Origin of the sequence: Acinetobacter brisouii (assembly GCF_008993995.1) — a bacterium.
Classification (GTDB): Bacteria; Pseudomonadota; Gammaproteobacteria; order Pseudomonadales; family Moraxellaceae; genus Acinetobacter; species Acinetobacter brisouii_A.
This window is the reverse complement of the sequence record NZ_BKNN01000003.1, coordinates 34,223-59,431: the sequence shown is the minus strand read 5'-3', so window position 1 is coordinate 59,431 and position 25,209 is coordinate 34,223. Positions and strand designations below refer to the sequence as shown.

At 43.0% G+C, this 25,209-nt stretch carries 24 protein-coding genes; 18 read left to right on the top strand and 6 right to left on the bottom strand.

What is annotated here, in order from left to right; translation table 11 throughout:
* The first annotated feature begins 45 nt into the window (after positions 1 to 45).
* Positions 46 to 540, top strand: a complete 495-nt coding sequence (locus tag GBN19_RS16030) for a Plug domain-containing protein (protein WP_228271189.1) — start codon at positions 46 to 48, stop codon at positions 538 to 540.
* The gene (locus GBN19_RS01790) at positions 494 to 1,618 is read left to right on the top strand and encodes a TonB-dependent siderophore receptor (protein ID WP_228271188.1); all 1,125 of its coding nucleotides are present in this window, start codon (positions 494 to 496) and stop codon (positions 1,616 to 1,618) included. The genes GBN19_RS16030 and GBN19_RS01790 overlap by 47 nt, the downstream gene beginning before the upstream one ends.
* Positions 1,619 to 1,669: 51 nt before the next feature.
* Here GBN19_RS01790 and rsfS read toward each other — a convergent pair whose 3' ends face one another.
* From rsfS to GBN19_RS01765, 5 genes are all read right to left on the bottom strand, one after another.
* Positions 1,670 to 2,074 carry a ribosome silencing factor gene (rsfS, locus tag GBN19_RS01785; protein WP_151709354.1) on the bottom strand — a complete coding sequence of 135 codons (405 nt, stop codon included), beginning with the start codon at positions 2,072 to 2,074 and terminating at the stop codon, positions 1,670 to 1,672.
* Between the two features lie 82 nt (positions 2,075 to 2,156).
* Positions 2,157 to 2,945 (bottom strand): hydroxypyruvate isomerase family protein, encoded by a 789-nt coding sequence (locus GBN19_RS01780; protein WP_151776938.1) that lies wholly within the window; start codon positions 2,943 to 2,945, stop codon positions 2,157 to 2,159.
* A gap of 3 nt (positions 2,946 to 2,948) precedes the next feature.
* Positions 2,949 to 3,830 carry an NAD(P)-dependent oxidoreductase gene (locus GBN19_RS01775; RefSeq protein WP_151776937.1) on the bottom strand — a complete coding sequence of 294 codons (882 nt, stop codon included), beginning with the start codon at positions 3,828 to 3,830 and terminating at the stop codon, positions 2,949 to 2,951.
* 10 nt (positions 3,831 to 3,840) lie between these two features.
* Positions 3,841 to 4,641 (bottom strand): crotonase/enoyl-CoA hydratase family protein, encoded by an 801-nt coding sequence (locus GBN19_RS01770; RefSeq protein ID WP_151776936.1) that lies wholly within the window; start codon positions 4,639 to 4,641, stop codon positions 3,841 to 3,843.
* Between the two features lie 72 nt (positions 4,642 to 4,713).
* Entirely contained in the window at positions 4,714 to 7,512 is a 2,799-nt protein-coding gene (locus tag GBN19_RS01765; protein ID WP_151776935.1) for a GacS-like sensor histidine kinase, read from the bottom strand.
* A 150-nt stretch (positions 7,513 to 7,662) separates the two neighbouring features.
* Here GBN19_RS01765 and cysM point away from each other — a divergent pair, with 150 nt between their 5' ends.
* The 13 genes from cysM (at position 7,663) to yjgA (ending at position 19,830) form a co-directional block, all read left to right on the top strand.
* The gene (cysM, locus tag GBN19_RS01760) at positions 7,663 to 8,592 is read left to right on the top strand and encodes a cysteine synthase CysM (protein ID WP_151776934.1); all 930 of its coding nucleotides are present in this window, start codon (positions 7,663 to 7,665) and stop codon (positions 8,590 to 8,592) included.
* Positions 8,593 to 8,601: 9 nt separating this feature from the next.
* A complete protein-coding gene (locus GBN19_RS01755; RefSeq protein WP_151709348.1) occupies positions 8,602 to 9,420 on the top strand; it encodes a 3'-5' exonuclease in 819 nt (272 codons plus the stop codon).
* A gap of 10 nt (positions 9,421 to 9,430) precedes the next feature.
* On the top strand, positions 9,431 to 10,828 hold the full coding sequence (gene rlmD / locus GBN19_RS01750) for a 23S rRNA (uracil(1939)-C(5))-methyltransferase RlmD (protein ID WP_151776933.1): 1,398 nt from the start codon (positions 9,431 to 9,433) through the stop codon (positions 10,826 to 10,828).
* A gap of 20 nt (positions 10,829 to 10,848) precedes the next feature.
* Complete coding sequence (locus GBN19_RS01745; protein WP_151776932.1) at positions 10,849 to 13,149, top strand: RelA/SpoT family protein; 2,301 nt, start codon at positions 10,849 to 10,851, stop codon at positions 13,147 to 13,149.
* Positions 13,150 to 13,223: 74 nt separating this feature from the next.
* Positions 13,224 to 13,988: a nucleoside triphosphate pyrophosphohydrolase gene (gene mazG / locus GBN19_RS01740; protein WP_151776931.1), complete on the top strand. Its 765-nt coding sequence runs from the start codon at positions 13,224 to 13,226 to the stop codon at positions 13,986 to 13,988.
* An 8-nt stretch (positions 13,989 to 13,996) separates the two neighbouring features.
* Entirely contained in the window at positions 13,997 to 14,353 is a 357-nt protein-coding gene (locus tag GBN19_RS01735; RefSeq protein ID WP_151776930.1) for a ComEA family DNA-binding protein, read from the top strand.
* Between the two features lie 135 nt (positions 14,354 to 14,488).
* Entirely contained in the window at positions 14,489 to 15,949 is a 1,461-nt protein-coding gene (gene pcnB / locus GBN19_RS01730) for a polynucleotide adenylyltransferase PcnB (protein ID WP_151776929.1), read from the top strand.
* On the top strand, positions 15,946 to 16,479 hold the full coding sequence (gene folK / locus GBN19_RS01725; RefSeq protein WP_151776928.1) for a 2-amino-4-hydroxy-6-hydroxymethyldihydropteridine diphosphokinase: 534 nt from the start codon (positions 15,946 to 15,948) through the stop codon (positions 16,477 to 16,479). Before pcnB ends, folK begins: the two co-directional genes overlap by 4 nt.
* Complete coding sequence (panB, locus tag GBN19_RS01720) at positions 16,472 to 17,281, top strand: 3-methyl-2-oxobutanoate hydroxymethyltransferase (protein WP_151710752.1); 810 nt, start codon at positions 16,472 to 16,474, stop codon at positions 17,279 to 17,281. The genes folK and panB overlap by 8 nt, the downstream gene beginning before the upstream one ends.
* A gap of 2 nt (positions 17,282 to 17,283) precedes the next feature.
* Positions 17,284 to 18,129, top strand: coding sequence for a pantoate--beta-alanine ligase (gene panC / locus GBN19_RS01715; RefSeq protein ID WP_151776927.1), 846 nt, complete (start codon positions 17,284 to 17,286; stop codon positions 18,127 to 18,129).
* A 32-nt stretch (positions 18,130 to 18,161) separates the two neighbouring features.
* The gene (gene rapZ, locus GBN19_RS01710) at positions 18,162 to 19,013 is read left to right on the top strand and encodes an RNase adapter RapZ (RefSeq protein ID WP_151776926.1); all 852 of its coding nucleotides are present in this window, start codon (positions 18,162 to 18,164) and stop codon (positions 19,011 to 19,013) included.
* Positions 19,010 to 19,279 (top strand): HPr family phosphocarrier protein, encoded by a 270-nt coding sequence (locus tag GBN19_RS01705; RefSeq protein WP_151710749.1) that lies wholly within the window; start codon positions 19,010 to 19,012, stop codon positions 19,277 to 19,279. Before rapZ ends, GBN19_RS01705 begins: the two co-directional genes overlap by 4 nt.
* 2 nt (positions 19,280 to 19,281) lie before the next feature.
* The gene (gene yjgA, locus GBN19_RS01700) at positions 19,282 to 19,830 is read left to right on the top strand and encodes a ribosome biogenesis factor YjgA (protein WP_111893166.1); all 549 of its coding nucleotides are present in this window, start codon (positions 19,282 to 19,284) and stop codon (positions 19,828 to 19,830) included.
* A 41-nt stretch (positions 19,831 to 19,871) separates the two neighbouring features.
* On the opposite strand, the gene GBN19_RS01695 is transcribed toward yjgA, so the two are convergent.
* Complete coding sequence (locus tag GBN19_RS01695) at positions 19,872 to 21,515, bottom strand: acyl-CoA synthetase (protein ID WP_151776925.1); 1,644 nt, start codon at positions 21,513 to 21,515, stop codon at positions 19,872 to 19,874.
* A 312-nt stretch (positions 21,516 to 21,827) separates the two neighbouring features.
* Here GBN19_RS01695 and thrS point away from each other — a divergent pair, with 312 nt between their 5' ends.
* The 3 genes from thrS to GBN19_RS01680 all read left to right on the top strand — a co-directional run bounded on the left by thrS (position 21,828) and on the right by GBN19_RS01680 (position 25,176).
* Complete coding sequence (gene thrS / locus GBN19_RS01690; RefSeq protein ID WP_151776924.1) at positions 21,828 to 23,750, top strand: threonine--tRNA ligase; 1,923 nt, start codon at positions 21,828 to 21,830, stop codon at positions 23,748 to 23,750.
* A gap of 5 nt (positions 23,751 to 23,755) precedes the next feature.
* Entirely contained in the window at positions 23,756 to 24,307 is a 552-nt protein-coding gene (gene infC / locus GBN19_RS01685) for a translation initiation factor IF-3 (protein WP_111893163.1), read from the top strand.
* Positions 24,308 to 24,558: 251 nt separating this feature from the next.
* The gene (locus tag GBN19_RS01680) at positions 24,559 to 25,176 is read left to right on the top strand and encodes a glutathione S-transferase family protein (RefSeq protein WP_151710746.1); all 618 of its coding nucleotides are present in this window, start codon (positions 24,559 to 24,561) and stop codon (positions 25,174 to 25,176) included.
* Positions 25,177 to 25,209: the final 33 nt, after the last annotated feature.

Sequence of the window (25,209 nt, the reverse complement as noted above, 5' to 3'; positions counted from 1 at the left end):
GTTTAATATTTGCAAACAATTTTACGCTGATATTTTTTAGATTTTATGAATAAACCTTTCTTGTTTGTGTCAAGCAGTTTGGCTTTGGCGCTGATGGCGATCACACAGCCTGTTTTTGCCGACGATAATGTGCTTCCAACCATTACTGTTGCTGCAAATAAGACTGTAAAAGACAGTTGTGTGGCGACCACAACTCAAAGTTTGAAGTCTGAACAACTCCTGTTTAAAACTGCAAAATCGGTTTCTGTGGTGACGCGTGAACAGATTCAAGAAAAACAGGCGATGAGTTTGACCGATGCGATTCAAGGGGTGTCGGGTGTAATCTCTGCGCCATTGGGTCGTCGTGGTTCAGATGATTTTATTATTCGTGGTCAACTGTCTTCCGATGCAATTTATGTCGATGGTTTGCGTCAGGCGCAAGCTTCTGATTCTGCAAGTAATATTACAGGTCTAGAGCGTATTGAAGTGGTGAAAGGGCCAGATTCGATGGACTTTGGGCAAACTGCACCAGGGGGAATCGTCTGCTCGTCAAGGGCGTGATCAGCATTATGATGATCTTAATGTCAGTATCGACAACAATATCTCGAATACTTTTGAGATTGCAGGTATGCAGCACCATATTATGCTTGGCCTAGATGCGATGCATGATACCCGTGATGTGTGGAATTATAAATGTACTATTGGTTCTTTAAATATTTATTCGCCAAGTTATACCAGTAAAGATTGGTGTGCGACCAAAACCTTGCGTAGTGATAGTGTTGAAACGACACTGCAAACCATGGGCTTGTATTTTAGAGACAAGATTGATGTCACCGATCGTTTTAATGTGAATTTAGGTTTGCGTCATGACTGGGCTTCAGTCGATGCCAAAAGCCATTCTGATGGCTCAAAGGATAGTAAAGACAGCCATGCATTCTCAGGAAGTATTGCGGGACTGTATACCTTTAATGACTGGGTTTCGCCTTATGTGAGTTATTCAACATCGTTCTTACCTGTGACTGATGTGGATGTTAATGGCAATGTCTTTGATCCTGAAAAAGCCAAACAATATGAAGTCGGCTTTAAATTTCAAGCATTGGATCAACGTTTGCAGGCAAGTTTAGCGTGGTTTGATCTCACTCGTTTCAATGTGGTATCGGCTGATGCAAATGGAGATAATTACCAGACAGGTGAGGAAAACACTCAGGGGATCGAAACAGAATTAACCGCACGCGTGTTGCCAAATTGGGTGGTCAGTGCCAACTATACCTATTTGCCGACTGCACGTATCGTAGATAATGAAATTGCGAGCTATATTGGTAAACGCTTAAACAATGTTTCAAAGCAAATGTTCAACTTGTCTACCCGTTATGAATTTAACCAAGGTGCATTGAATGGTTGGTTTATTGGTGGCGGTGTGCGTAGCGAGTCGAAGAAAAGCAGCTATAAATATGACTACACCATTCCGGGGTATGCATTGTTTGATGCTGAAGTCGGCTATAAGGCTCGTAACTGGCAAGCGAGTGTCAATGCAAAAAATATTTTCAACACTGAGTACTATGCAGGTGGTGTAAGTAATTATGTCGTGACTTTGGGGGATGAGCGTCAGGTTAATTTAAACTTGAGCTTTAAGTTCTGATCTTGATGTCAGATGTAAAAAGCGACTCATTTGAGTCGCTTTTTTAATTTTTTATGCCACTGACGCATCTGGAGTGCGCCATAAGCTTTCTAAATCATAGAATTTACGTGCGGTTGGTAGCATCACGTGTACTACAACATAACCGAGATCGATTAAGATCCACTCAGCATCACGTTCGCCTTCGATACCGATTGGGCGAAAGCCTGCTTTACGCGCTTCTTCTGCGACGTTATCTGCAAGGGCTTTTACGTGGCGAGTTGATGTGCCGCTAGCAATCACGATCGCATCTGCGACGTTGCTGATGCTGCTGACATCAAGTTCAATAATATCTTTGGCTTTTACATCTTGAAGGGCATTACGGATGGCATTCAAGCAAGCGCTCACATCTTGAGTTTGTGTATCTACCACTGCGTGGTTGTGAGAATTAGAAGCGCCGGGCGATGGTTCTAAATTCATAAGAGGTATGTTTGTCCTGACAATTACTCACTGTGAACTATAGCCTTTTTGCGCCAAAAATTCAAATTTTGCTACGAAATGATCAGGATATATTTGCAAAAAATTGTGTTTTCCACGCAAAACTCTGTTCTGAGTGATTGCTTGGTTTATATTCAGCAGCGATGTAACCCTGATAGTGGCTGTGTTTGAGCCAATAGAAAATTTTATTGAATGCAATTTCACCTGTATTTGGTTCGTGGCGGTTCGGGCAATCTGCAAATTGAATATGTCCAATTTGAGCAATATTCTCTTGCAAGCCTTCAAGGACATCTTCACCCATCATTGCCATGTGGTAGCAGTCATATTGCATTTTCAGTGCAGGGTTATTCACCACGTCCATCATGTCTTGAGCTTGGGCAATATTTTGAATCAGAAAGCGTGGCATATCTGTACCATTGACCATCTCAAAGACAGGTTGAATGTGATAATCCGTCAAGATATGAGCAGCAAGTTTTAGATTTTTCGATAGAATTTCTAAACAGGGTAATAAGTCGGCATCAAGCGGCTGTTTACCTGCCAAAAGGTTCACACTCGGAACATTCAGCAATCTTGCATAGCGAACTGCATGCTGCACAGCATGGTAAAATTCGCGTTCACGCCCGGGAATGCCCGCCAAGCCGTTGCCACCTTGCATGAGGTCACCGACAGGTGCATTAATTAGACAGAGTGAAAGTTGATGCTGTTCAAGTTGTTGTCGAATTTGGTCTATACTGAGTTCATAAGGAAACTGAATTTCTACATGTTCAAAGCCGTGTTTTCGAGCCAGTGCAAAACGCTCAATCAGTGGGACTTCAGTGAAAATCATGGACAAGTTGACGGCAAGTTTATTCATGTTTTATTCCTCCGCCGTAGCAGGTTGCTTGACCTGCTCAATTATTGTGGATAAATCCTGTTCAGCATAACCGTGTTGCTGATGGTTTTTCAGTTGTTGTAATGCACGCACTGCAACAGGAATATCCAGTTGATATTGCTGTGCTAAAAACACGGCATTTTGTAGGTCTTTACTGAGGGTTTGTACTTTCCATTGTACAGGTTGATACTGGGCAGTTGCCATGCGTGGCGCTAAAATTTGAAAGGGTTTGGAGTCGGCAAAACCATTGGCTAAAGCAGGCGCGAGAAGTCGAGTATCCACGCCCGCTTGTTCTGCCAGTGCAACAGCCTCGGCAATCAGTGTGCTATTTGCTGCGACAATCAGTTGGTTACAGATTTTGGTGGCCTGACCTGTTCCGACATCGCCCATGCGTGTGACCCGTTGTGAAAGTGCAGCATAAAGTGGTTGTAGTTGCGTAATGACTTCTGCGTCGCCACCTGCAAAAATCACCAAGCTGCCTTGTTCTGCGCCTGCTGTTCCGCCTGAAACAGGTGAGTCAATCCAAATGATCTGCTGTTCGGCTGCAAGTTGTGCCAGTTCAAGGGTTTTATTGACTGATAGGCTAGAGAAATCCACCATGATTTGACCCGCTTGCAAATACGGTTGAATCTGTTCAAAGACATGTTCAACCGCAGTATCATCGGCAAGGCAAACCAAAATCACAGGATAATCTGCAATGTGCTGCACGTTAAGTTGGCTTGCACCTTGTTCGATTAAAGGTAGGCAGGCGGCAGGACTTCGATTCCAAACAGCAACCTCAAAATCTGCTGCCAATAAGCGGCTTGCCATGCGGCTACCCATTAAGCCCATTCCCAGAAATGCGATTTTTTGTGGACATCCAGTCATTGTTTATTCTCTATATTGAATCTTGAAATTGCCGTTTTAGATAAGTGGTTTCGGGTGCTTTATCTTTGAGTCGTGCAAGTCGACTATTTTTACCAAGAATTAGCTTGAGTTGCCAAATCTTTTCACTGCGTAAAGCCGTTTTTAGTGGTTGATGCAGCATGCTGTTGAGTACAGATTTGGCTGCCATGACAGCATCGGGTGAGCGCGTGGCAATTTCTTCTGCTAAAGCTTGTGCGCGTTGCAATGGTGATTCATCAAGATGACTGACTAAGCCAATTTGTTTGGCGTAGGGCGCATCAAAAATTCGAGCGCTAAAGGTCAGCTCTTTGGCGAGGTCAATGCTGACTAAGCCTTTCAGGGACTGGGTGAGTCCCATGTCTGGCACTAAGCCCCAACGGCTTTCCATAATTGAAAACTGGGTATTTGGATGGCTAATGCGGATATCTGCGGCCAAAGCCAGTTGCATGCCTGCACCAAAGCAATAGCCTTCCAGTGCGGCAATCACAGGAACGGGAAGTTGTTGCCAGACCAAAAATGCTTTTTGAAATAAACTTTGCTGAGGTTTAATCAGTTCCCATAAAGCAAATGCCCGTTGTTTGGGAGAGTTTAAATCACTCAGGTCAATGCCTGCACTAAATACCTGTGCTTCACCTGTCAAAATTACCGCACGAACATGGCGATCACGACCTAAGCGCTGTGCTGTCTGGTAAAGTTCTTTGAGTAAGGCAAAGCTCATGGCATTGCGTTTATCTGGGCGGTTGAGATAGACGGTGACGATATTATTGTTGTTTTCAATGCGTAGTAAAGACATGTTGAGCTTCATCCTGAGGTCAATATCTACCGAGTGTAACAGAGCTAGTCACTCGGCAGATTGACAGCTCAGTCACTTATGTAAAATGCTTTGTGCGGCATGCTCAGTTTGGCTAATCACCAAGGTGAGTTCATCGAAGTGTTTAAGCACATCTTGAATGAAAGCATCATCTGCAATGCGGCGCTCTTTACGCAAGATAGAGACAAATTGCTCAAATTCACCCGAAACTTTCTGAAGTTTAGGCACACCTACATAACGCGTCGCACCATAGAGTCGATGCAGCACATGTTCGAGTTGAGGGAAATCTTCCAACTCAATCAATTGTTGCATTTCATTTAGCTCAGTCTTAAAGCTATCCACCAACATTTGCAACAGATCAAGTGCCAAATCTTCTTTGTTGGCTGCAAGTTGCAAACTTTGTTGCCAGTCTAATATTTCAGGATCAAGGTTCTCAATCGCTGAATTTTGTGCAGGCTTGTTAGTATTTTCAGTAAATTGCTGTTTAGTGTACAGCGTTAAAATCTGGATAAGCTGTTCAATCTGAATCGGTTTTGAAACATAATCATCCATGCCCACCGCAAGCAGTTTTTGCTTTTCATCTGCAAGTGCATGCGCGGTCAAAGCAATAATCGGGAAGCGTACATTTTCAAGTGTGGATTCTAAAGAGCGAATCGCACGCGTGGTATCGATCCCTGACATCACAGGCATTTGAATATCCATAAAGATTAGATCAAATGGCTTTTGCTTTTTGTCTAAACGTTGCTGAATCAGGTTGAGTGCATCTTGTCCGCTCAGTGCTTTGGTGGTGGTGACATTGAGTTCACCGAGTAGGGCTTCAAGCACAATCAGGTTTGGTAAATGATCATCGACTGCCAAGACATGCAAGCCTTGACCATCGAAGGATTCTTTATCTTCTTCTTCAAAATTGATTTGATTGCTCAATAGTTGAATCAGGGCACTACGACTGAGGGGTTGATAGAGCGGGGTTGCACGAGATTCACTTAAAATATTCGGCTCAAGCGACATTTGGTAGCCATAAACCGCCAAATGCCCCTGATAACGGGTGCGAATTTCCTTGAGTAGGGCATGCGTGTCGCCACCATGATCGACTACCACCCATGTATATTCGTCTGTCGGTAAGTGGTGCAAGCGACTAAACAAATCTAGCAATGAGAACGCTTCGGTATGGTTGGCGTGATAATTTTCCAAATAATGACGGAAAATATTAGCAGTTGCAGGGTGTGATAAAAACGACACTACATGCACATGGCTAAAGTCGATGGTCGGCGAATCTTGCTCATCATCCACTTTAAATTTCGCGGTAAACCAGAAAGTCGAGCCTTTTTCAGTTGGCGCTCGTTCTTGGTTATCTTCAAAACCAATTTGACCATGCATCAAATGCACAAGTTGTTTGGAAATTGCGAGACCTAAACCTGTACCGCCAAATTGACGGGTCACTGAGGCATCGCCTTGTGAGAAGGATTCAAACAGTTTTTTACGGTCATTGCCACTGACGCCAATCCCGCTGTCTTGCACACTAAAGTGAATGGTGCATTCACCGAAGTCATCATGCTCCATGCGTGCGCGCACAATAATCTCACCTTCTGGGGTGAACTTAATCGCGTTGGAAATCAGGTTGGTTAGAATCTGTTTGAAACGCAATACATCACCAATCACTTCACGAGGTAAGTCGTTGGCAAAGTAAAACGCAATGTTGATATTTTTTTGCGATGCCAAAGGCGAGAGCATGTCCATCACATCGAACATGGCATCTTCAATCTCAAAAGGTGCAGTTTCGAGTTCGAGTTTGCCTGCATCAATTTTAGAAAAATCGAGGACGTCATTAATCAGTGCGAGCAGATGCGCAGAAGATTTACGAATAGTTTGTAAATACAGATTCTGATCATTACTCAGATTGTTTTGACGCAGCATTAAATGAATAAAACCATCAATACTGTTCAGCGGTGTACGCAGTTCATGGCTGATATTGGCCAAAAAGACCGATTTCGACTGGTTGGCTGAAACTGCTTGGTCACGTGCCTGACGATAGGTAATGTTCTGCACTTCAAGGGTGTCAAGAGTACGACGCAAGTCATCTTCGGTTTGTTCGGTATGGTCGCGCAGCTCTAAAAAACTGTAATGCAGACGCTTGAGCATATTGGCAAGATCTTTTTGCAATGAACGAAGCTCGCCACTACTGTTGACTGCAACCAACTGATCAAGATTGTCGGCATTTAAACGCTGTAGCAGCATGCGCATTTCGTACAGCGGTGCAATCCAGCGCCGTGAATAGAAGTTTAGACACATCATCAGCAATAATAATGTGATAAATACCGTAATTAACAGGACGGTAATCACCCGATAATGGGCAATTTCTAAAGGCTTATTATCGAGTTCAATAATCAGCCAAGCAGGTTGCTGACCTGCGGGTGAAACACGTGTAGCATAAATGCTGTTGTGATGAAGCCGAATCGGACCAATAAAACCACTATTACTCGAAATCTTTGGCCAAGAAAGCTGTGCCTGATACCCGATACTTACCAGTACTTGGTGATCGGTTTTTAATAATGCTGCACGTTGCAAATAAGGCTCATTCAACATCCGCATGAGGATGTTGCGCACCTTTGGTTGTAGCTTGGGTTCTTTTTCAACAGCATAGGCAAGGAGTTCTGCTGTTTTTTGATAGCGGGATAAAATTGCAATCGCAACATGGCGTTGCTGGCTACGAGCAGAGGCAGAGGTTTCTTGAATAACGAGAATACTGCCAACCGCAGCAATAATGGCAATTGGAATAAAAATAAGTGCAACCAACTGCCCATAAGCATGATTGAGTTGTAACCGTTGTAATAAAGATTTTTTCAGTTTTGCCATAACCAATGCAATTTATTCCCCAACCATCGCATATTAGCATGCTTTCACTTGGCTGTTTGTGCTTTCATGATTTTCAGAAAAAATAGCGAAATGAGTGCAGTAAGCAGGATTTTTTCATACAATATGCCCACCTCGATCAAGGTACATATCATGAGTAATTACAATCCAGACTTTTTCGCAGATGAATTCTTGTTAGATCATTATGTTGGCAAAACCCCATTGGTTCGTTTACAGCGTTTAGCCTGTCAGACCAACGCCACGGTACTTGCGAAATTGGAAGGTAATAACCCAGCGGGTTCGGTTAAAGATCGTCCTGCGTACAATATGATTATGCAGGCTGAAAAACGTGGTCAAATCAAGCCAGGCGATACCCTGATTGAAGCGACCAGTGGTAACACAGGGATTGCCTTGGCAATGGTGGCTGCGATGCGTGGCTACAAAATGAAGCTGATCATGCCAAATAACATGAGCCAAGAACGTAAAGATGCAATGTCAGCTTATGGTGCTGAACTCATCGAAGTGACTCAGCAGCAAGGCATGGAAGGCGCACGCGATTTGGCAATGAAGATGCAGCAAGAGGGGAAAGGTCTTGTACTGAACCAGTTTGGAAACCTTGATAATCCTGAAGCGCATTACCTCACCACTGGCCCAGAAATCTGGCAACAAACTGCTGGAAAAATCACGCATTTTGTCAGTGCAATGGGCACGACAGGCACGATTATGGGTGTGTCTAAATATTTAAAAGAACAAAATCCTGAGATTCAAATTGTCGGTTTGCAACCTGAAGAAGGTTCGAGCATTGCAGGGATTCGTCGCTGGCCGAAAGAATACTTACCAACGATTTTTGATGAATCCCGTATTGACCGCATTATTGATATTCCACAGATTGAAGCGGAAAAAACCATGCGTAAATTGGCGCGTGTTGAAGGCATTAGTGCAGGAACTTCATCGGGTGGCGCAGTATGGGCATCGTTGAAGATTGCCGAAGAACAACCTGATGCGGTGATTGTCTGTATTATCTGTGACCGTGGCGACCGTTACCTGTCTACAGGCTTATTTTCCGTAGAAGATCAAGAATAGAGAGATTGCATGCGCTTACCCGTTTTAGTATTCGATATTGAAACCATTACCGATTTAAATGCGGGAGCGCATTTGTATCAGTTGCAGGATTTGTCACAAGATGACTTGCAACAGGCTTTAAATAAATTGCGTCGTCAGGAACATGGCACGGATTTTCAGCGGATTCCATTGCATGAAATCGTATGTATTTCAGGTTTGTGGATGGATGAAAAAGGCTTGAAACTGTTTTCATTTAGCCGTGAGCATGATTCTGAAGCGACCATGTTGCAAAAGTTTCTCTCGATTTTTGAAAAGCGCCATCCTGTTTTGGTGAGTTGGAATGGTTCGCAGTTTGATTTACCTGTGATTTTATTCCGTGCCATGTATCACGGTCTGTCTGCGCCTGCCTTGTTTGATCAGGGCGAAATCGACAGTCAAAAGCGCTTTAACAACTATCAAAACCGTTACCATCATCAACATGTCGATCTGATGGATGTGATGGCGATGTTTAATGGACGTAATTTCCAGAAACTCGATGATATTGCCCAGTTGCTTGGTTTTCCAGGTAAACGTCAAGGTGCGGGTTATTTGGTTCCTGAACAGATTCGTCAGCAGGCATGGGCTGAATTGACCCAGTATTGCGAAGGCGATGTATTAAATACATGGTTGATTTACTTGCGCTGGATGCTGCTCAAAGGGCAGCTTTTGGCAGAAGATCACCGCCAGTTGATTGATAATACCATTCAGTATTTGACGACCCAACCTCAGCAGCAAGACTTTTTGGCACAGTGGCAGAAAACTGCTCAATACACGCCATTTAGTTCTCATTTTTTCCCAGTTCAAGATTAGGTTTTTGTTTTTGAAACAGCACGCCCAAACTCGCAGCGCTTCTTCGGAAGTTTACACTTTTTATGTGGAATCGTTATCGCACGAGGGACGAGGGATTGCCCATTATGATGTGCAACGAGGACATCCCTCACACAAGCATGGCAAGAAGGTCTTTATTCAGTTTGCTTTGCCGAATGAACAGGTCAAGGCAAAAATCACCCATCAAGTGAAACGCTTAGAAGAAGCCGATACGCTTGAGTTGCTATCAGAACCGTCTGAACATCGTATTCAGCCAATGTGTCCGCATTTTCAGCACTGTGGTGGCTGTAATTTGCAGCACATGCATCCCGATGAGCAGATTCGTTTCAAGCAACAAGTCTTAGCCTCACATTTACAACACTTTGCGGGGATTGAACCCGAAGTTTGGCTTGAACCAATTCGTTCACAGCGCAGTGACTATCGTCGCCGTGCGCGGATCGGGGTGCGTTATATTCCAAAAAAACAGCAATTGGTGATGGGATTTCGAGAGCGTCAAAGCAATCGCTTAATTGATATTCAGCACTGTCCTGTGCTTGATCAAAAACTCGACCAATCTTTACCTGAATTGAAAAAATTACTCCAAAGTCTAAAAGGCAAAGCAGATATTGGTCATATAGAATTGGCAATGGGAGATGATGAAGTTGCTTTGTTACTTCGTCATACCAAAGCTTTAATTCAACCAGATGTTCAAAAACTTTTAGATTTTGCGCAAAAAAATCATTGGCAGTTGTATCTGCAACCCGAAGGAACGGACAGTATCCATCGGGTCGATGCAGCACAGCCAATGCGTTTGCACTATCGTTTAGAGGCTTTTGATGTCGATTTTGCGTTTGCCCCGTCAGATTTTACACAAGTAAATGCCACGGTAAACGCACAAATGGTAGAATTGGCATGTGAATTGCTTGAGTTGCAGCAAGGTGAGCGCGTGCTGGATTTATTTTGTGGTCTAGGAAACTTTTCTTTACCACTGGCGCGTTGTGTCGGTCAGAGTGGACACGTGGTCGCTGTGGAAGGCAGTGATGACATGGTTCAGCGTGGTACAGAAAACGCATTGCATAATGGGCTTATGCAATTAAGTTTTTATTCACATGATTTAACAAAAGATTTTTCACAACAAACTTGGGCAAAACAGGGATTTGATGCATTATTGATTGATCCTCCGCGTTCGGGGGCAGAGCAAGTTATGCATTATATTTCTAACTTTAATGCGAAACGCATTGTTTATGTCTCTTGTAATCCTGCCACGCTTGCCCGCGATGCTGCTATTCTTGTCCAACAGGGATACCAGCTGAAAAAAGCAGGCGTCATGGATATGTTTACTCATACAGGTCATGTCGAGTCGATTACCTTGTTTGAGAAAATAGAATTGATGAACGACGAAAATGAATGACACGATAATAGGAGATAGGTATGGTCACAGTACGTGAGCAGTTACCTGAACGACTCACTCAGTTGTCAGAAGAAACGACTGTCGAACATGCCCTACAAGCGCAAAACGATTTAGCAGATTGGCTTGAGCGCGTACGTCACCATTTGGATGGGGCGAAATTGACCACATTGGAAGAGGTCGCAAAGCTAACGCTACAAAAAGAATTAGAAACTACGGTTAATCACCGCAGTAATACCTTTGCCACTGGTATTGGTATGGCAAACATTTTGGCGCATTTGCATGTCGATGAAAATACACTCATTGCCGCGTTGCTCTATCGAAGTGTGCGTGAAGGTATCACCACACTGGACGAAGTACAGCAGCGTTATGGTGAAGGTGTCCTCAGTCTGGTCAAGGGCACGTTGTCGATGGGTAAGTTATCTGAGCTGATTGAAAAGAACAAACGCTTAGAAGACCACTTTAATAATAACCAGCGCGAGCATCTGACAGGCATTTATAAAATGCTGATTTCGGTCACCGAAGATGTTCGTGTTGTACTGATTAAACTTGCAGAACGTACATACGAGCTGCGTGAACTGGCGAAATCTCCAAAAGAGCGTCAGGAGCGCGTTGCCCGTGAGATTTTAACCATTTACTCACCGCTGGCGCATCGTTTAGGCATTGCCCAGCTCAAGTGGGAACTGGAAGATTTGGCATTTCGCTTTTTAGCGCCAGATCGTTATAAAGAAATTGCGACATTACTCAATGAAAAGCGCTTGGAGCGTGAGCAGTATATTCAGTCGGTCATCAATCAGCTCAAGACTGAATTGGCGAATGACGGGATTGATGCGGAAATTACGGGTCGGGTCAAACATATTTATTCGATCTATCGTAAAATGAAGAGCAAGAACCTGAGCTTTGACCAGTTATATGATATTCGTGCCTTACGGGTATTGGTGAAAGATGTGCCTGAGTGTTATCACGTACTCGGGATTGTTCATCAGATTTGGCGGCATATTCCGCATCAGTTCGATGACTATATTACCAATCCGAAAGCCAATGGTTATCGCTCTTTGCATACCGCAGTGATTGCAGAAAATAAATCACTCGAAGTGCAAATTCGTACCCATGAAATGCACAACGAAGCTGAGTTAGGGGTTTGTTCGCATTTTAACTATAAAGAAGGGTCGAAAAATACCGACTTTTCGTTCAATCATCGGTTGCATTCGTTACGTGCGGTACTTGAGCATTATCAGGAACGTAACGAAACCAGTGCGCATCCTAAAGATGAAGATGATTTTGACAAGTTACAAGACTTTGATGACTTTGAAAAAATCTATGTCTTTAGCCGAGATGGCGACATTAAAGAGTTACCACGGGGTTCTACGGTTTTAGACTTTGCTTACCATGTACATACCCAAGTGGGCAACCACTGTTATGCCTCACGGGTTAATCAGCGTTATGTCCCTTTAACTTATGCCTTAAAAACAGGTGAACAGGTTGAGATTTTAACCAAGAAAGACCGTGAGCCAAACCGTGACTGGTTGGTAAGTTCTCTAGGTTATATTAAAACTGCCCGTGCACGTGATAAGTTGCGTCACTGGTTTAGACAGCAAGATCGCAGTAAAAACTTGGAAGTTGGGCGTGAGTTACTCACCAAAGAGCTGCAACGTCTGGCAATTCATCCAAAAAGTATTGATTTAAATGACTATTGTGGTCATTTTAATGTCAAGTCGGGTGATGACATTCTGATTGGTCTGGTGAGTGGTGATATTAGCTTGCATGCCTTGATGAATCAGGTCAATCGTCACATGAAACTGGATCAGGATGAGCCTGAACTGGTTTTAAAACCTGCGCTGAATCCCCGTGCGAGTCATACCTTATCGGCACATGGAATTCTGATTGATGGTCTAGACAATGTCGAACTGCATATTGCCCAGTGCTGTCAGCCTGTACATGGTGAACCAATTGGTGGCTATATCACGCTGAATCGTGGCGTGAGTATTCATAAGGTGAAATGTCCAGATTACGTGCGTATGATTACTCAAGAACCTGAACGTGCTGTCGATGCAGATTGGGAGTTGCAACCTACTCGTGGTCAAAGCGTGCAAATTGTTGTTGAAGCTTATGACCGTCGTGGTTTGTTGCGTGACCTCACTCAAGTGATTTTTGCAGATCAAATCAATATTCGCCAAGTGAATACCATTTCAGAAGCCGATGGTATTGCAAATATGAAATTATTGATTGAAGTCAAAGGTTTAGCTCAACTTTCACGCTTGCTTGCCCGTTTGGAGCAGCAACCCGGCATTATTAGCGCCCGTCGTTTGGTACAAGGTAGCTAAAATTAATCTTGTCTAAAAAAGCCAACTTCGATGTTGGCTTTTTTCTTGCTAAATTTTTTATTTTTGGAAAAATCATGCCTATTCAACAACTTCTAGAAGTGATGCAACAACTGCGTGAACAATGTCCGTGGGATAAGGCGCAAACCCCTCAAAGCTTAACCCGCTATGCAATTGAAGAAGTCTATGAGGTTGAAGATGCAATCCGTCAGGGGAATCTTGCTGAAATTCGCAATGAGCTTGGAGATTTGCTTTTACAAGTGGTGTTTCAGTCGCAAATGTATGCTGAGCAGCAAGCATTTAATTTTGATGATGTGGTGCAGGCGATTACCGAAAAATTGATTCGCCGTCATCCACATGTGTTTCAGGCTGAGCAGTATGCCAACTTAAGCCCTGAGCAGGTATCGGAACTTTGGCAACAGATTAAGCAACAAGAAAAACAGGGACAGCCCAAATCTTATTTAGATCAGATCAAGCATGGGCCAGCGATTATGCAAGCTGAACAAATTCAAAAACAGGCTGCCAAGATCGGTTTTGATTTTGCCAATGTTCAAGATGCCATGGCAAAGGTTCATGAAGAAATTGCTGAACTAGAACAGGCAATACAACAACAAAATCCCGATGAAATACAGGCCGAATTTGGTGATTGTTTATTCTCTTTAATTAATGTTGGTCGTAAACTAGAGCTCTCAGGAGAAGAGGCTTTACTTTCCACAATTCATAAATTTAGAACACGGTTTGCTTTTATTGAAGATCAGGCTCGGCAACAAGGTCGCTCAGTTGATGATATGAACCTGACCGAAATGGATCAACTTTGGGAGCAAGCAAAACAACAATTATAGGTTTAAACATGATAAAAAAACTCAGCAAACTATTGATTGGACTGGTTATTGCGACACCTGTGTGGGCAAATAATGCACAGGATTATGACCAACGCTATATGCAGTGGAAAAATAAACAACATGCTGTTTTTCAAAATCAGGCACAGAGTTCAAGCTCGACATCAAAAACCAATAAAGTCAGCTTAAACCAAGCCAGTGCTACAGAATTGCAAGATAAACTCAATGGCATTGGAGAAAAGAAGGCACAGGCGATTGTTGAGTATCGTGAGAAAAATGGAAAATTCAAAAGCATTGATGAATTAAAAAATGTCAAAGGAATTGGCGATAAACTGTTAGAGAAAAATCGGTCAAATTTAGCTTTGTAGGGTTTGAAAAATAGACATATCTGGCGTGAAATAGATTACGGCAACGATGCAGAATCAAATTGCCCTTTGTAGGTTGATGCACTATGATTAGCAACGATTGAAAATATTAACTCCAGACGTAGGAGAAAGCGTCTTTTGCATACCTTACGCGCGTCAAAATATGGTTTATCCATCAAACAATTACCTTCTTCCATTGTAGAAGTTATTGATGCTCTCACCAAAGCAGGTTATCAGGCATATATCGTTGGTGGTGGGGTTCGAGATCTTATGCTCGGACTACAGCCAAAAGATTTCGATGCGGTAACTAACGCTACACCAGCGCAGGTTAAAGAAGTGTTTGGGCGTCGTTGCCGCATTATTGGGCGTCGTTTTGAATTGGCTCATGTGTATATTGGACGTGATCTGATTGAAGTTGCCACTTTCCGTGCACCTCCGAAAAAAGCAGTGACTAGTGCACAGGGCATGATTTTACGTGACAACAATTGGGGAACGATTGAGCAGGACTTTGTCCGCCGCGATTTCTCAATTAATGCGATGTACTATCAACCACGCCAAGGGGTGATTTTAGATTTTTGCAATGCAATTGATGATGTAAAAAGCAGAACCTTGCGTTTACTTGGTGATCCAAAAACCCGTTTTGAAGAAGACCCTGTGCGCATGCTGCGGACATTGCGCTTTGCTGCTAAGCTGAATTTCAGTATTGCACCCGAAATTTTAGACGTGTTTACGCCTGAAATGACACAGCTGTTACGCGATATCTCTCCGCATCGCCTTTATGATGAGTCTCAGAAACTCTTTACCATGGGGCATTTGCAACATGTATTGTCGTTACTGATTGATTTTGGTGTGTGGAAACAATTGTTTGCTGAAGTTCGTCCAGAAGTCAGCAAATTTATTGCGCTAGCTGCCCGAAATACCGATCAACGTATTCAAATTGGTAAAACCATCAACCCTGCATTTTTCTATGCAGTGTTGTTGTGGAATAACTTTTTAGAACGTACAGATTTTTATGCTGCAAAAGGTGTGGTGGCAGCTGAAGCACGTGCTCAAGCAGGCTTGGATGTGCTGAAACGTCAGTCAACACGGACGATTATTCCGCGTTTTGCTGAGACTTTTATTCGTGAAGTCTGGGAAATGCAAACCCGTTTGTTGAACCCTAAACCTCAGCAAATTGAAGTATTGGCAGGGCATGCACGTTTCCGTGCGGGCTTTGACTTCTTGCTGTTGCGTGAAAAGTCTGGTGATGAAAATACGCAAGGCATGGGGCAGTGGTGGGAAGCTTATCAGGACATGACCACTGACGAAAAAGAAGCGGCGATCGCGCAATATAATCGTCAACGCGCCAAAACTCGCCGTAGTCAAAGTAAAGTCCGCATTGAAGAGCCAGAAGTAGACTCAAGTAGCATTGCGCCACTGGTCACAGAAGCGCCAACTCGTAGTCGTCGTTCACGTCAAAAATCGTCTGCACCTGTGACTTCGCCTGCTGTTGCATTCAGTGCACAGAGTGGTGACAGTATTGATGCCAATCACCCGATTTTAAAACGTAAACGTGTACAGCGGGATTTAAGCCAAGTGATTTTCGGGCCAACACAATGACAGTCAAAAGTTATATTGGCTTAGGGAGTAACTTGGGTGATTCGCTGCACATTCTGCGAGAAGCTGTGACTAAGCTTGCAAGATTGGGCGAGGTACGAGTATCTCAGCTCTACAGTACGCCCCCGATGGGTCCACAAGACCAACCCGATTATTTAAATGCCGTTGCTGAATTAAACACTGATTTAGCGCCTTTAGCATTGCTTGATCAATTACAACAGTTTGAACAAGAAGCAGGTCGAGTCCGTTTACGCCGTTGGGGTGAACGGACTCTAGATTTGGACTTGCTGTTATATGGTCAAGAAAAAATTCAACATGAACGCCTCACTGTACCGCATGTAGGGGTGTTATTGCGTGATTTTGTGGTGATCCCACTATTAGACTTAGATGTAGAGTTAACAGTTGATTCTCAGCCACTCAAACAACTCGAACTTGTTCATTCATCAGGACTAACCCCGATGCTTGGCAAGGATTGGGTGAATGTGGCTTTGCAGAATCAACGTCAGGATGAACAAGAGGACGCTGATGATTAGTCTCCATGATTTACGACAACGAAAAGCACAGGGAAAACGATTTTCTTGTCTGACTTGCTATGATGCAAGTATGGCAAAAGCGATGGAAGTCGCTCAAATCGATAGCATTTTGATTGGTGACTCTTTGGGGATGACCATTCAAGGTCATGATTCAACTTTACCTGTGACAGTTGCGGATATGGCATATCATACAGCGGCAGTACGCCGTGCCAATCAGCATGCGTTTATTATGACTGATTTGCCATTTATGAGTTACGCAACCTTAAATGATGCTTTGCAAAATGCCCGTACCGTGATGCAGGCAGGTGCGCAAATGGTTAAAATTGAAGGCGGTGCTTGGCTTGCGGACACCGTTAAAAATTTAACCCGCAATGGTATTCCTGTGTGTATGCATTTGGGTCTAACACCTCAATCTGTACATGTCTTTGGTGGCTATAAATTACAAGCCAGAACTCGTGATGCTGCCGATCAGTTGATTGAAGATTGCCAAGCTTTGGTCGATGCAGGTGCTGCAATATTGCTACTTGAATGTGTTCCTGCACAGTTGGGTCAAGAAGTTGCTGAAATGTTCCCGCATATTCCTGTGATTGGGATTGGGGCAGGAAAAGACACAGATGGTCAAGTCCTTGTAGTGCAAGATATGTTAGGACTAACCTTTGGCAAAGTTGCCAAATTTGTCCGTAACTTTATGGTGGAACAAGCAGGCGAACATGCCATTGTTGATGCCTTAAAAGCATATCATGATGCTGTACTCGATCAGAGTTTTCCAAGCATTGAACATACTTTCCAAGTTGAGTTGTAATCATGAAAACTGAAACGACAATTCAGGGGCTAAATGCCGCACTTAGTCCAGCACGTACAGCCAAAAAACGCGTTGGTTTTGTCCCGACCATGGGGAATCTGCACGAAGGTCACCTTAATTTGGTTCGTGAAGCCAAGAAACTTTGTGACGTGGTTGTAGTGAGTATTTTTGTGAATCCAATTCAGTTTGGACCGAATGAAGATTATGCCAATTATCCAAGAACGCTAGATAAAGACAGTCAGTTACTGGCTGATGTCGGTTGTGACATTATTTTCGCACCAAGTGTTGAGCAAATGTATGGCAAACAGCCGCGTTTGACCAATATCAGTGTCTCAGGCATTACAGAAGATTTATGCGGTGCATCACGCCCTGGGCATTTCGATGGTGTTGCAGTTGTGGTGAGCAAATTATTTAATATTGTTCAGCCAAATTTGGCATTTTTTGGTCAAAAAGATTTTCAGCAACTCGCAGTGATTCGTCAGTTCGTACAAGACTTAAGTTTCCCAATCGAAGTGATTGGCGTACCGATTACCCGCGCAGCCGATGGTTTGGCGCTGAGTTCACGTAATGGTTATTTGACACCTGAACAACGTGCTGTTGCTCCAACCATTTACCAAAGTTTAAAGACCGCAGAGCAGGCTTTATTGAATGGTGTGGATTTACAGATAGTTTTGGCTGAAATCAAAACTCAACTGACAAGCGCAGGTTTTGTTGTGGATTATGTAGAAGCACGTAGCCCAAGTTTGCAAGCAGTTCAGGGTTTTCAGCAAGACACTGTCATTTTTATTGCAGCAAAACTGGGTACAACACGCTTAATTGATAATTTAGTTGTCAAATTTGTTGGATAACATTGTTTAAACGCAATGAGGAAAGCAGTGTCATGAAACGTATTTTAATTGTCACAGGTCAGTCAGGTTCAGGAAAATCATCAGCGCTACAGGTGCTAGAAGATCTGGGTTATTACTGTATTGATAATTTGCCGTTGGCGCTGCTTCCCGAAATTGTGGCAAAACTGGATCATGAAAATAACCTAGAGCAGTTGGCACTTGGTGTCGATGTGCGTAGTACTCAGGCAGATTTCCAAGAATTTGATCATGTTTTTGAACAGTTGCAAAAACATGGTGTGGTCGATGTCATTTATTTAACCACACAAGATCAAGGCTTGATTTCTCGTTTTAGTGCTTCACGTCGTCCGCATCCTCTTGCATCGCGCTATAAAACTCTGCTTGAATGTATTGAAGCAGAAAAAAGTCTGTTGTTGCCTATACAGTTTCGGGCAACGGTAAATATTGATACCACAGACAAAAGTGTGCATGATTTAAAGCATACCTTGTTGTCCAAACTTGGACAGTCAGAAGATATGATTGTGATTTTGCAATCATTTGGTTATAAACATGGCATTCCACTTGATGCGGACTATGTTTTCGACGTACGGCACTTGCCAAACCCGCATTGGGATTTAGAATTGCGTAAATTCTCTGGTCTTGATGCACCGATTCAAAGATTTTTAGGCGCAAGTGATCAAACCAATGCCATGTTTGATGATATTCATCAATTTTTAGAGAAATGGCTTCCTGCCTTTGCAGAAGGGCATAGACATTATATTACCGTCTCCATTGGATGTACGGGTGGGCAGCACCGCTCAGTTTATATGGTGGATAGACTTAGAAAAGCATTGAAGGCGAACTGGTCTATTCAGGTCTTACATAGAGAAATGAAGCATTGGTCATGATTGACACGACAGTAGATGTAATTAACAAACTTGGTTTACATGCACGTGCCTCTGGCAAATTAATTGAAGTGACCACCAAATTTCGCTCTTCGATTCAAATTGGTAAGGGTGATAAGCTGATCGATGCAAAGAACATCATGGCATTGCTGATGCTTGGTGCTGGGAAAGGGACAACATTACGACTTGTGGTAGACGGACCAGATGAAGAGAAAGCCTTGGACGAAGTTCTGGCTCTTTTCGCAGCAAAATTTTATGAGGCAGATTAAACGTGGCACGACGACCGCAACAACGCTATACCGAAGAAGATTTTGAATCTTTAGAAGGTCGTGCGAGTAAAACTGAACAAAAGAAAGCCGTACAACGTATGGCAGCTTTGGGTGAACAATTGGCAGCGCTTTCAACTAAGCAAATTCAACAACTTCCAGTTGAAGAGCGTTTAATTGAAGCGTTGCTTGATGTACAGGCGATTAGCTCATTTGAAGCGCGCCGCCGTCAATTTCAACGTATTGGTAAACTACTTCGTAATGAAGATGAGAGTTTGATTTTATCGTATCTGACCCCGCAGCAAGGTGCAAAAAAACAGGCACAATTGCAGCGCTGGGTGGATCGTATGATTGAGCAGGGTGATAGTGCCATTCACGAATTTAGCAAACAGTTTAACGCAACCGATAAACATACGTTGCGTCAACATATTTTGCGCATTCATCGTGATAAAAAACTTGAAGCAACCGAAGAGGAGCTTGAAGTTTCTCGTCAAAAATTGTTGAACTATGTCCAACAAATTGGTTTGTTATCTGATCAAGGCAAATCAAGATAAAAGTAAGCGACCATCAAGGTCGCTTATTTTTTGAGTGAAACTTAGTCTGTTTGCTGTTCAGCACGCTGTTTTGCCCATTCTCTTAAAATAAATTTCTGCAATTTTCCTGTTGAAGTTTTTGGAATTTCGGTCATCACAATATCTTTGGGTAACTTATAACGTGCCAGATGCTGTTTGCAGTACTCAATCAGTTGCTCGGCACTGAGTTCATGACCTGTTTTGAGTTCAATAAAAGCACAAGGAACTTCTTGCCAGTAAGGGTCAGGTTTAGCCACGACTGCTGCTGTTAAAACAGCAGGGTGCCGATACAGCACTTCTTCAATCTCAAGCGATGAAATATTTTCCCCACCAGAAATAATCAGGTCTTTAGAGCGATCCATGATTTTGGCATAGCCATCGGGCTGACAGACGGCCAGATCACCCGTGTGAAACCATCCACCTGCAAAGGCTTCTTCTGTGGCTTTTGGATTTTTAAGGTAGCCTTTCATCACAATATTGCCACGGAACATAATTTCACCCATGGTCTGACCATCGTGCGGGACAGGTTGCATGCTTTCAGGGTCAATCACTTTCATGCCGTCTTGCAGTGGATAGGGAACACCTTGACGAGAGTGAAGCTGAGCTTGTTCTTGAATGGAGAGTTCACTCCAGCCTGCCTGTGATGCACAGAGCGCAGAAGGGCCATAGGTTTCGGTCAAGCCATAGACATGGGTGACATTAATCCCAAGATGACGCATGCCTTCAATAATCGCAGCAGGCGGTGCAGCGCCAGCGACCATCACTTCAACACGATGGTCAAAATGAGCCTGTTTGTCTTTTGGTGTGTTGATGAGTAGAGATAGCACAATCGGCGCGCCACAGAAATAATCGACTTTATGCTCGGCAATCAGGTTAAAGACCAGTTCTGGATCGACTTTGCGTAAACAAATGTTGGTTCCGCCATTGGCTGCCATCGTCCATGCAAAACACCAACCATTGCAGTGAAAGAGTGGCAGTGTCCATAAATATTTGGCACGTGGAATCATGCCGCTGGCAATGATATTACTGGCGGCATTAATGTAAGCCCCACGATGATGATAAACCACGCCTTTCGGGTTGCCTGTCGTGCCTGAGGTGTAATTTAAGCTAATTGCATCCCATTCATCGTTAGGTAAATGCCATTCAAAATCGGCATCTCCCTGTGCGAGCCAAGTTTCATATTCAATAAAACCAATATCTTTTACAGCACCATCATATTCAGCATCATGTACATCAATCACTTGAATTTGATGCTGAACCAAAGCCAAAGCGTCCTGTGCGAGAGCCGAAAATTCACTATCGACCAGTAACAGCTTGGTTTCAGCATGATCCAACATAAAAGCCAGTGTTTTGGCATCAAGACGAGTATTTAAGGTATTCAGCACAGCGCCTGCCATGGGAACGGCAAAATGCGCTTCAATCATGGCGGGAATATTGGGCAACAGCACGGAAACCGTATCATTTTTGCCAATACCCAGTTGATTAAGCTGATGCGCAAACTGACGACAGCGGGTATATTTTTCACGCCAAGTAATCTGCCGTGATCCATGAATCATTGCGGCCTGATGTGGGTAGATATGGGCTGCCCGCTCCAAATAGCGTAATGGCGATAATGCAACAAAGTTGGCTGCATTTTTGGGTAATTCATCATATGCACTGACTGCCATGTCAATTGCTCCTGTCGTGTTGTTGTTCTATCGTTTTGACTATTTTGCATACACATTAGATGAAATCTGCCCTAAAAATTAGCCCTGCTTTAGTCTTAATTGTGCTTGTTGGAAGGTTTTGTTTTATGCCTGAAGATTGATATGGTTTAAAAAAATTATAGATTGAAATACAAAGGTTTCTTAAATAGCACAAGACGTGTAGAATCATAGTGGACTTTTTTAGCCACCGTTTTTATTTTGAGGTTTTCCTCGATTTTAATCTCGCGGTGACATGCTCTATTGTGCGGGGCATCACTCCTTAAGGATTTATCTATGCCAATTATCACATTGCCAAATGGCGATCAAAAAACTTTTGATCAAGCTGTATCCGTTATGGATGTCGCTCTAAGTATCGGACCTGGACTTGCAAAAAACACTGTTGCAGGCCGTGTAAATGGTCGCTTGGTCGATGCGTGTGACCTAATTACCGAAGATGCAACGCTGCAAATTATCACGCCTAAAGATGACGAAGGTGTTGAAATCATTCGTCACTCATGTGCGCACTTGGTTGGTCATGCAGTGAAGCAGCTTTTCCCAGAAGCAAAAATGGTGATTGGTCCTGTCATTGAAGAAGGTTTCTACTATGACATCTGGATGCCACGTCCATTTACCTTAGATGATATGGCTGCCATCGAAGAGCGTATGAAAAAGCTCATCGATCAAGACTATGATGTCATTAAAAAAATGACCCCACGTGATGAAGTGATCGCAGAATTTACTGCACGTGGTGAAGAATACAAATTACGCTTGATTGCGGACATGCCTGAAGAAACCCAAATGGGCTTGTACTATCATCAAGACTATTTGGACATGTGCCGTGGCCCACACGTACCAAACACAAAATTCTTAAAATCATTCAAGCTGACTAAAATCTCTGGTGCTTACTGGCGCGGTGATGCGAAGAATGAACAGTTACAACGTATCTACGGTACGGCTTGGGCGGACAAGAAACAGCTTGCTGCTTATATCAAGCGTATTGAAGAAGCTGAAAAGCGTGACCACCGTAAAATTGGTAAAGCGTTAGACTTGTTCCATATGCAGGAAGAAGCACCGGGTATGGTGTTCTGGCATCCAAATGGCTGGACCATTTACCAAATGCTTGAACAATACATGCGTAAAGTTCAGCAGGACAATGGCTACCTTGAGATTAAAACACCACAAATCGTTGATTTTACTTTGTGGGAAAAATCAGGTCACGCCGCAAACTATGCGGACAACATGTTTACGACACATTCAGAAAGTCGTAACTATGCCGTAAAACCAATGAACTGCCCATGTCACGTGCAAGTATTTAACCAAGGTTTAAAATCTTACCGTGATTTACCAATTCGCTTGGCCGAATTTGGTTCATGTCACCGTAACGAGCCATCGGGTTCATTGCACGGCATTATGCGTGTACGTGGCTTTACTCAAGATGACGCACATATTTTCTGTACCAAAGAACAAATTGGTCAGGAAGTTGCTGACTTCATTCAACTGACTTTAGATGTGTATAAAGACTTCGGTTTTGAAGAAGTGCAAATGAAGTTGTCTACACGTCCAGAGAAACGTGTGGGTGATGATGCACTTTGGGATATGGCTGAAAAATCTTTAGCTGATGCTTTGGATGCAGCGGGTCTGGCTTGGGAATTACAACCGGGTGAAGGCGCATTCTATGGGCCAAAAATTGAATTCTCATTGAGAGACTGCTTAGGTCGTGTATGGCAGTGCGGTACAATTCAATGTGACTTTAACTTGCCTGAACGTCTCGATGCCTCTTTTGTGACTGAAGACAATGAACGTGATCAACCTGTGATGTTGCACCGTGCAATTCTTGGCAGTTTTGAGCGTTTTATTGGTATACTTATTGAACACTACGCTGGTTTCATGCCACCTTGGTTATCTCCAGTTCAGGCATGTGTCATGAACATTACCGATTCTCAAGCAGAAGCGTGTGAACAAGTTGTGGCAAAACTCAAAGAAAATGGTTTACGTGCCATTTCAGACTTGAGAAATGAGAAAATCGGCTTTAAGATTCGTGAGCGTACACTTGAGCGTATTCCGTACCTTTTGGTACTCGGCGATCGTGAAGTTGAAGAAGGTACTGTCAATGTCCGTACCCGCTCAGGAAAAAATTTAGGTACTATGTCAATTGATGCTTTCATTGACTTGGTGAAATCTGCCGTAGCCGAACGCGGCCGGTACATTGTGGAGTAAGAAAGATTAAACAGCCTGATCGTAACCAACAACAAGGTGGTAAAAGCAATCGTCCAGCATTGAACACTGAGATTCGTGCCAAAGAGGTACGGCTCATTGATGCTGAAGGTGAACAAAAAGGGATTGTTTCATTAAATGAAGCATTGCGAGCTGCAGAAGATGCTGATCTTGACCTTGTTGAGATCGTTGCTAATGCAGAGCCACCTGTTTGTAAAATCATGGATTTCAACAAGCACTTGTTTGATCTGAAGCAAAAGCAGAAAGATGCGAAGAAAAAACAGCATCAAGTGCAAGTGAAAGAAATCAAATTACGTCCTGCAACGGATGTAGGTGATTATCAAGTTAAATTGCGTGCGATTATTCGTTTCTTGGAAGAAGGGAACAAAGTTAAAATTACTTTACGTTTCCGTGGTCGTGAAATGGCTCACCAACAATTGGGTCTAGCTCAATTGCAAAAAATTGAAGCTGACGTTGCTGAGATTGGTGTCGTTGAACAAGCGCCAAAAATGGAAGGTCGCCAAATGGGCATGTTACTTGGACCGAAAAAGAAAAAGTAATTGTCTGATTTGACGTAAAAAAGCACTGCTCATTTGAGTGGTGCTTTTTTTATGCAAAGGAACGCATGAATAGAATGACGGAATTAAGATTAAAATAAAATTTTAAGATTCTCATGATATGATTTTTTAAATTGATTTTTATCTTGAAAAATTGAAGGTTTTTATCAGTTTAAATGTTTTAGAACGCTGCTTAAAACATGCTATAACAAACGCATGAATACTGATTTACTCAAATAGGCAAAGGAATTCAAATGATTGATCTCTATTATTGGGGTACACCCAATGGGCATAAGATAACGATTGCACTAGAAGAAATGGGGCTTGAATATCAACTTTTCCCAATTAATATTTCAGAAGATGATCAGTTTCAGCCAGATTTCTTAAAAATTTCACCAAATAATAAAATTCCAGCAATTGTTGATCAAAATGGCCCACAGGGTGAGCCAATTTCTGTATTTGAGTCGGGCGCAATTCTGCAATATTTAGGTCGAAAAACAGGTTTATTTTACCCAAGCGATGAGCAGCAAAGGGTTGAAGTAGAACAATGGCTCATGTGGCAAATGGGGGGCTTAGGCCCAATGTTGGGACAAAATCATCACTTTAATCGTTTTGCAAAAGAAAAAATTCCATATGCTATCGACCGTTATGTCAATGAAAGCAAGCGTTTATATGGTGTGTTAGAGAAACAGTTGATTGGTCAGGACTATGTTGCAGGTGAATATTCAATTGCAGATATGGCAATTTTCCCATGGTTGCGTCGTTATGAATGGCAAGATATTGCATTAGATGACTTTCCAAACGTTCAAGCGTATATGCAGCGTATGAATGACCGACCTGCGGTACAGCGTGCCTTAGCCATTACACTATAAATCTAGCGGTGTAGCATCAAAAAAATGACCTCA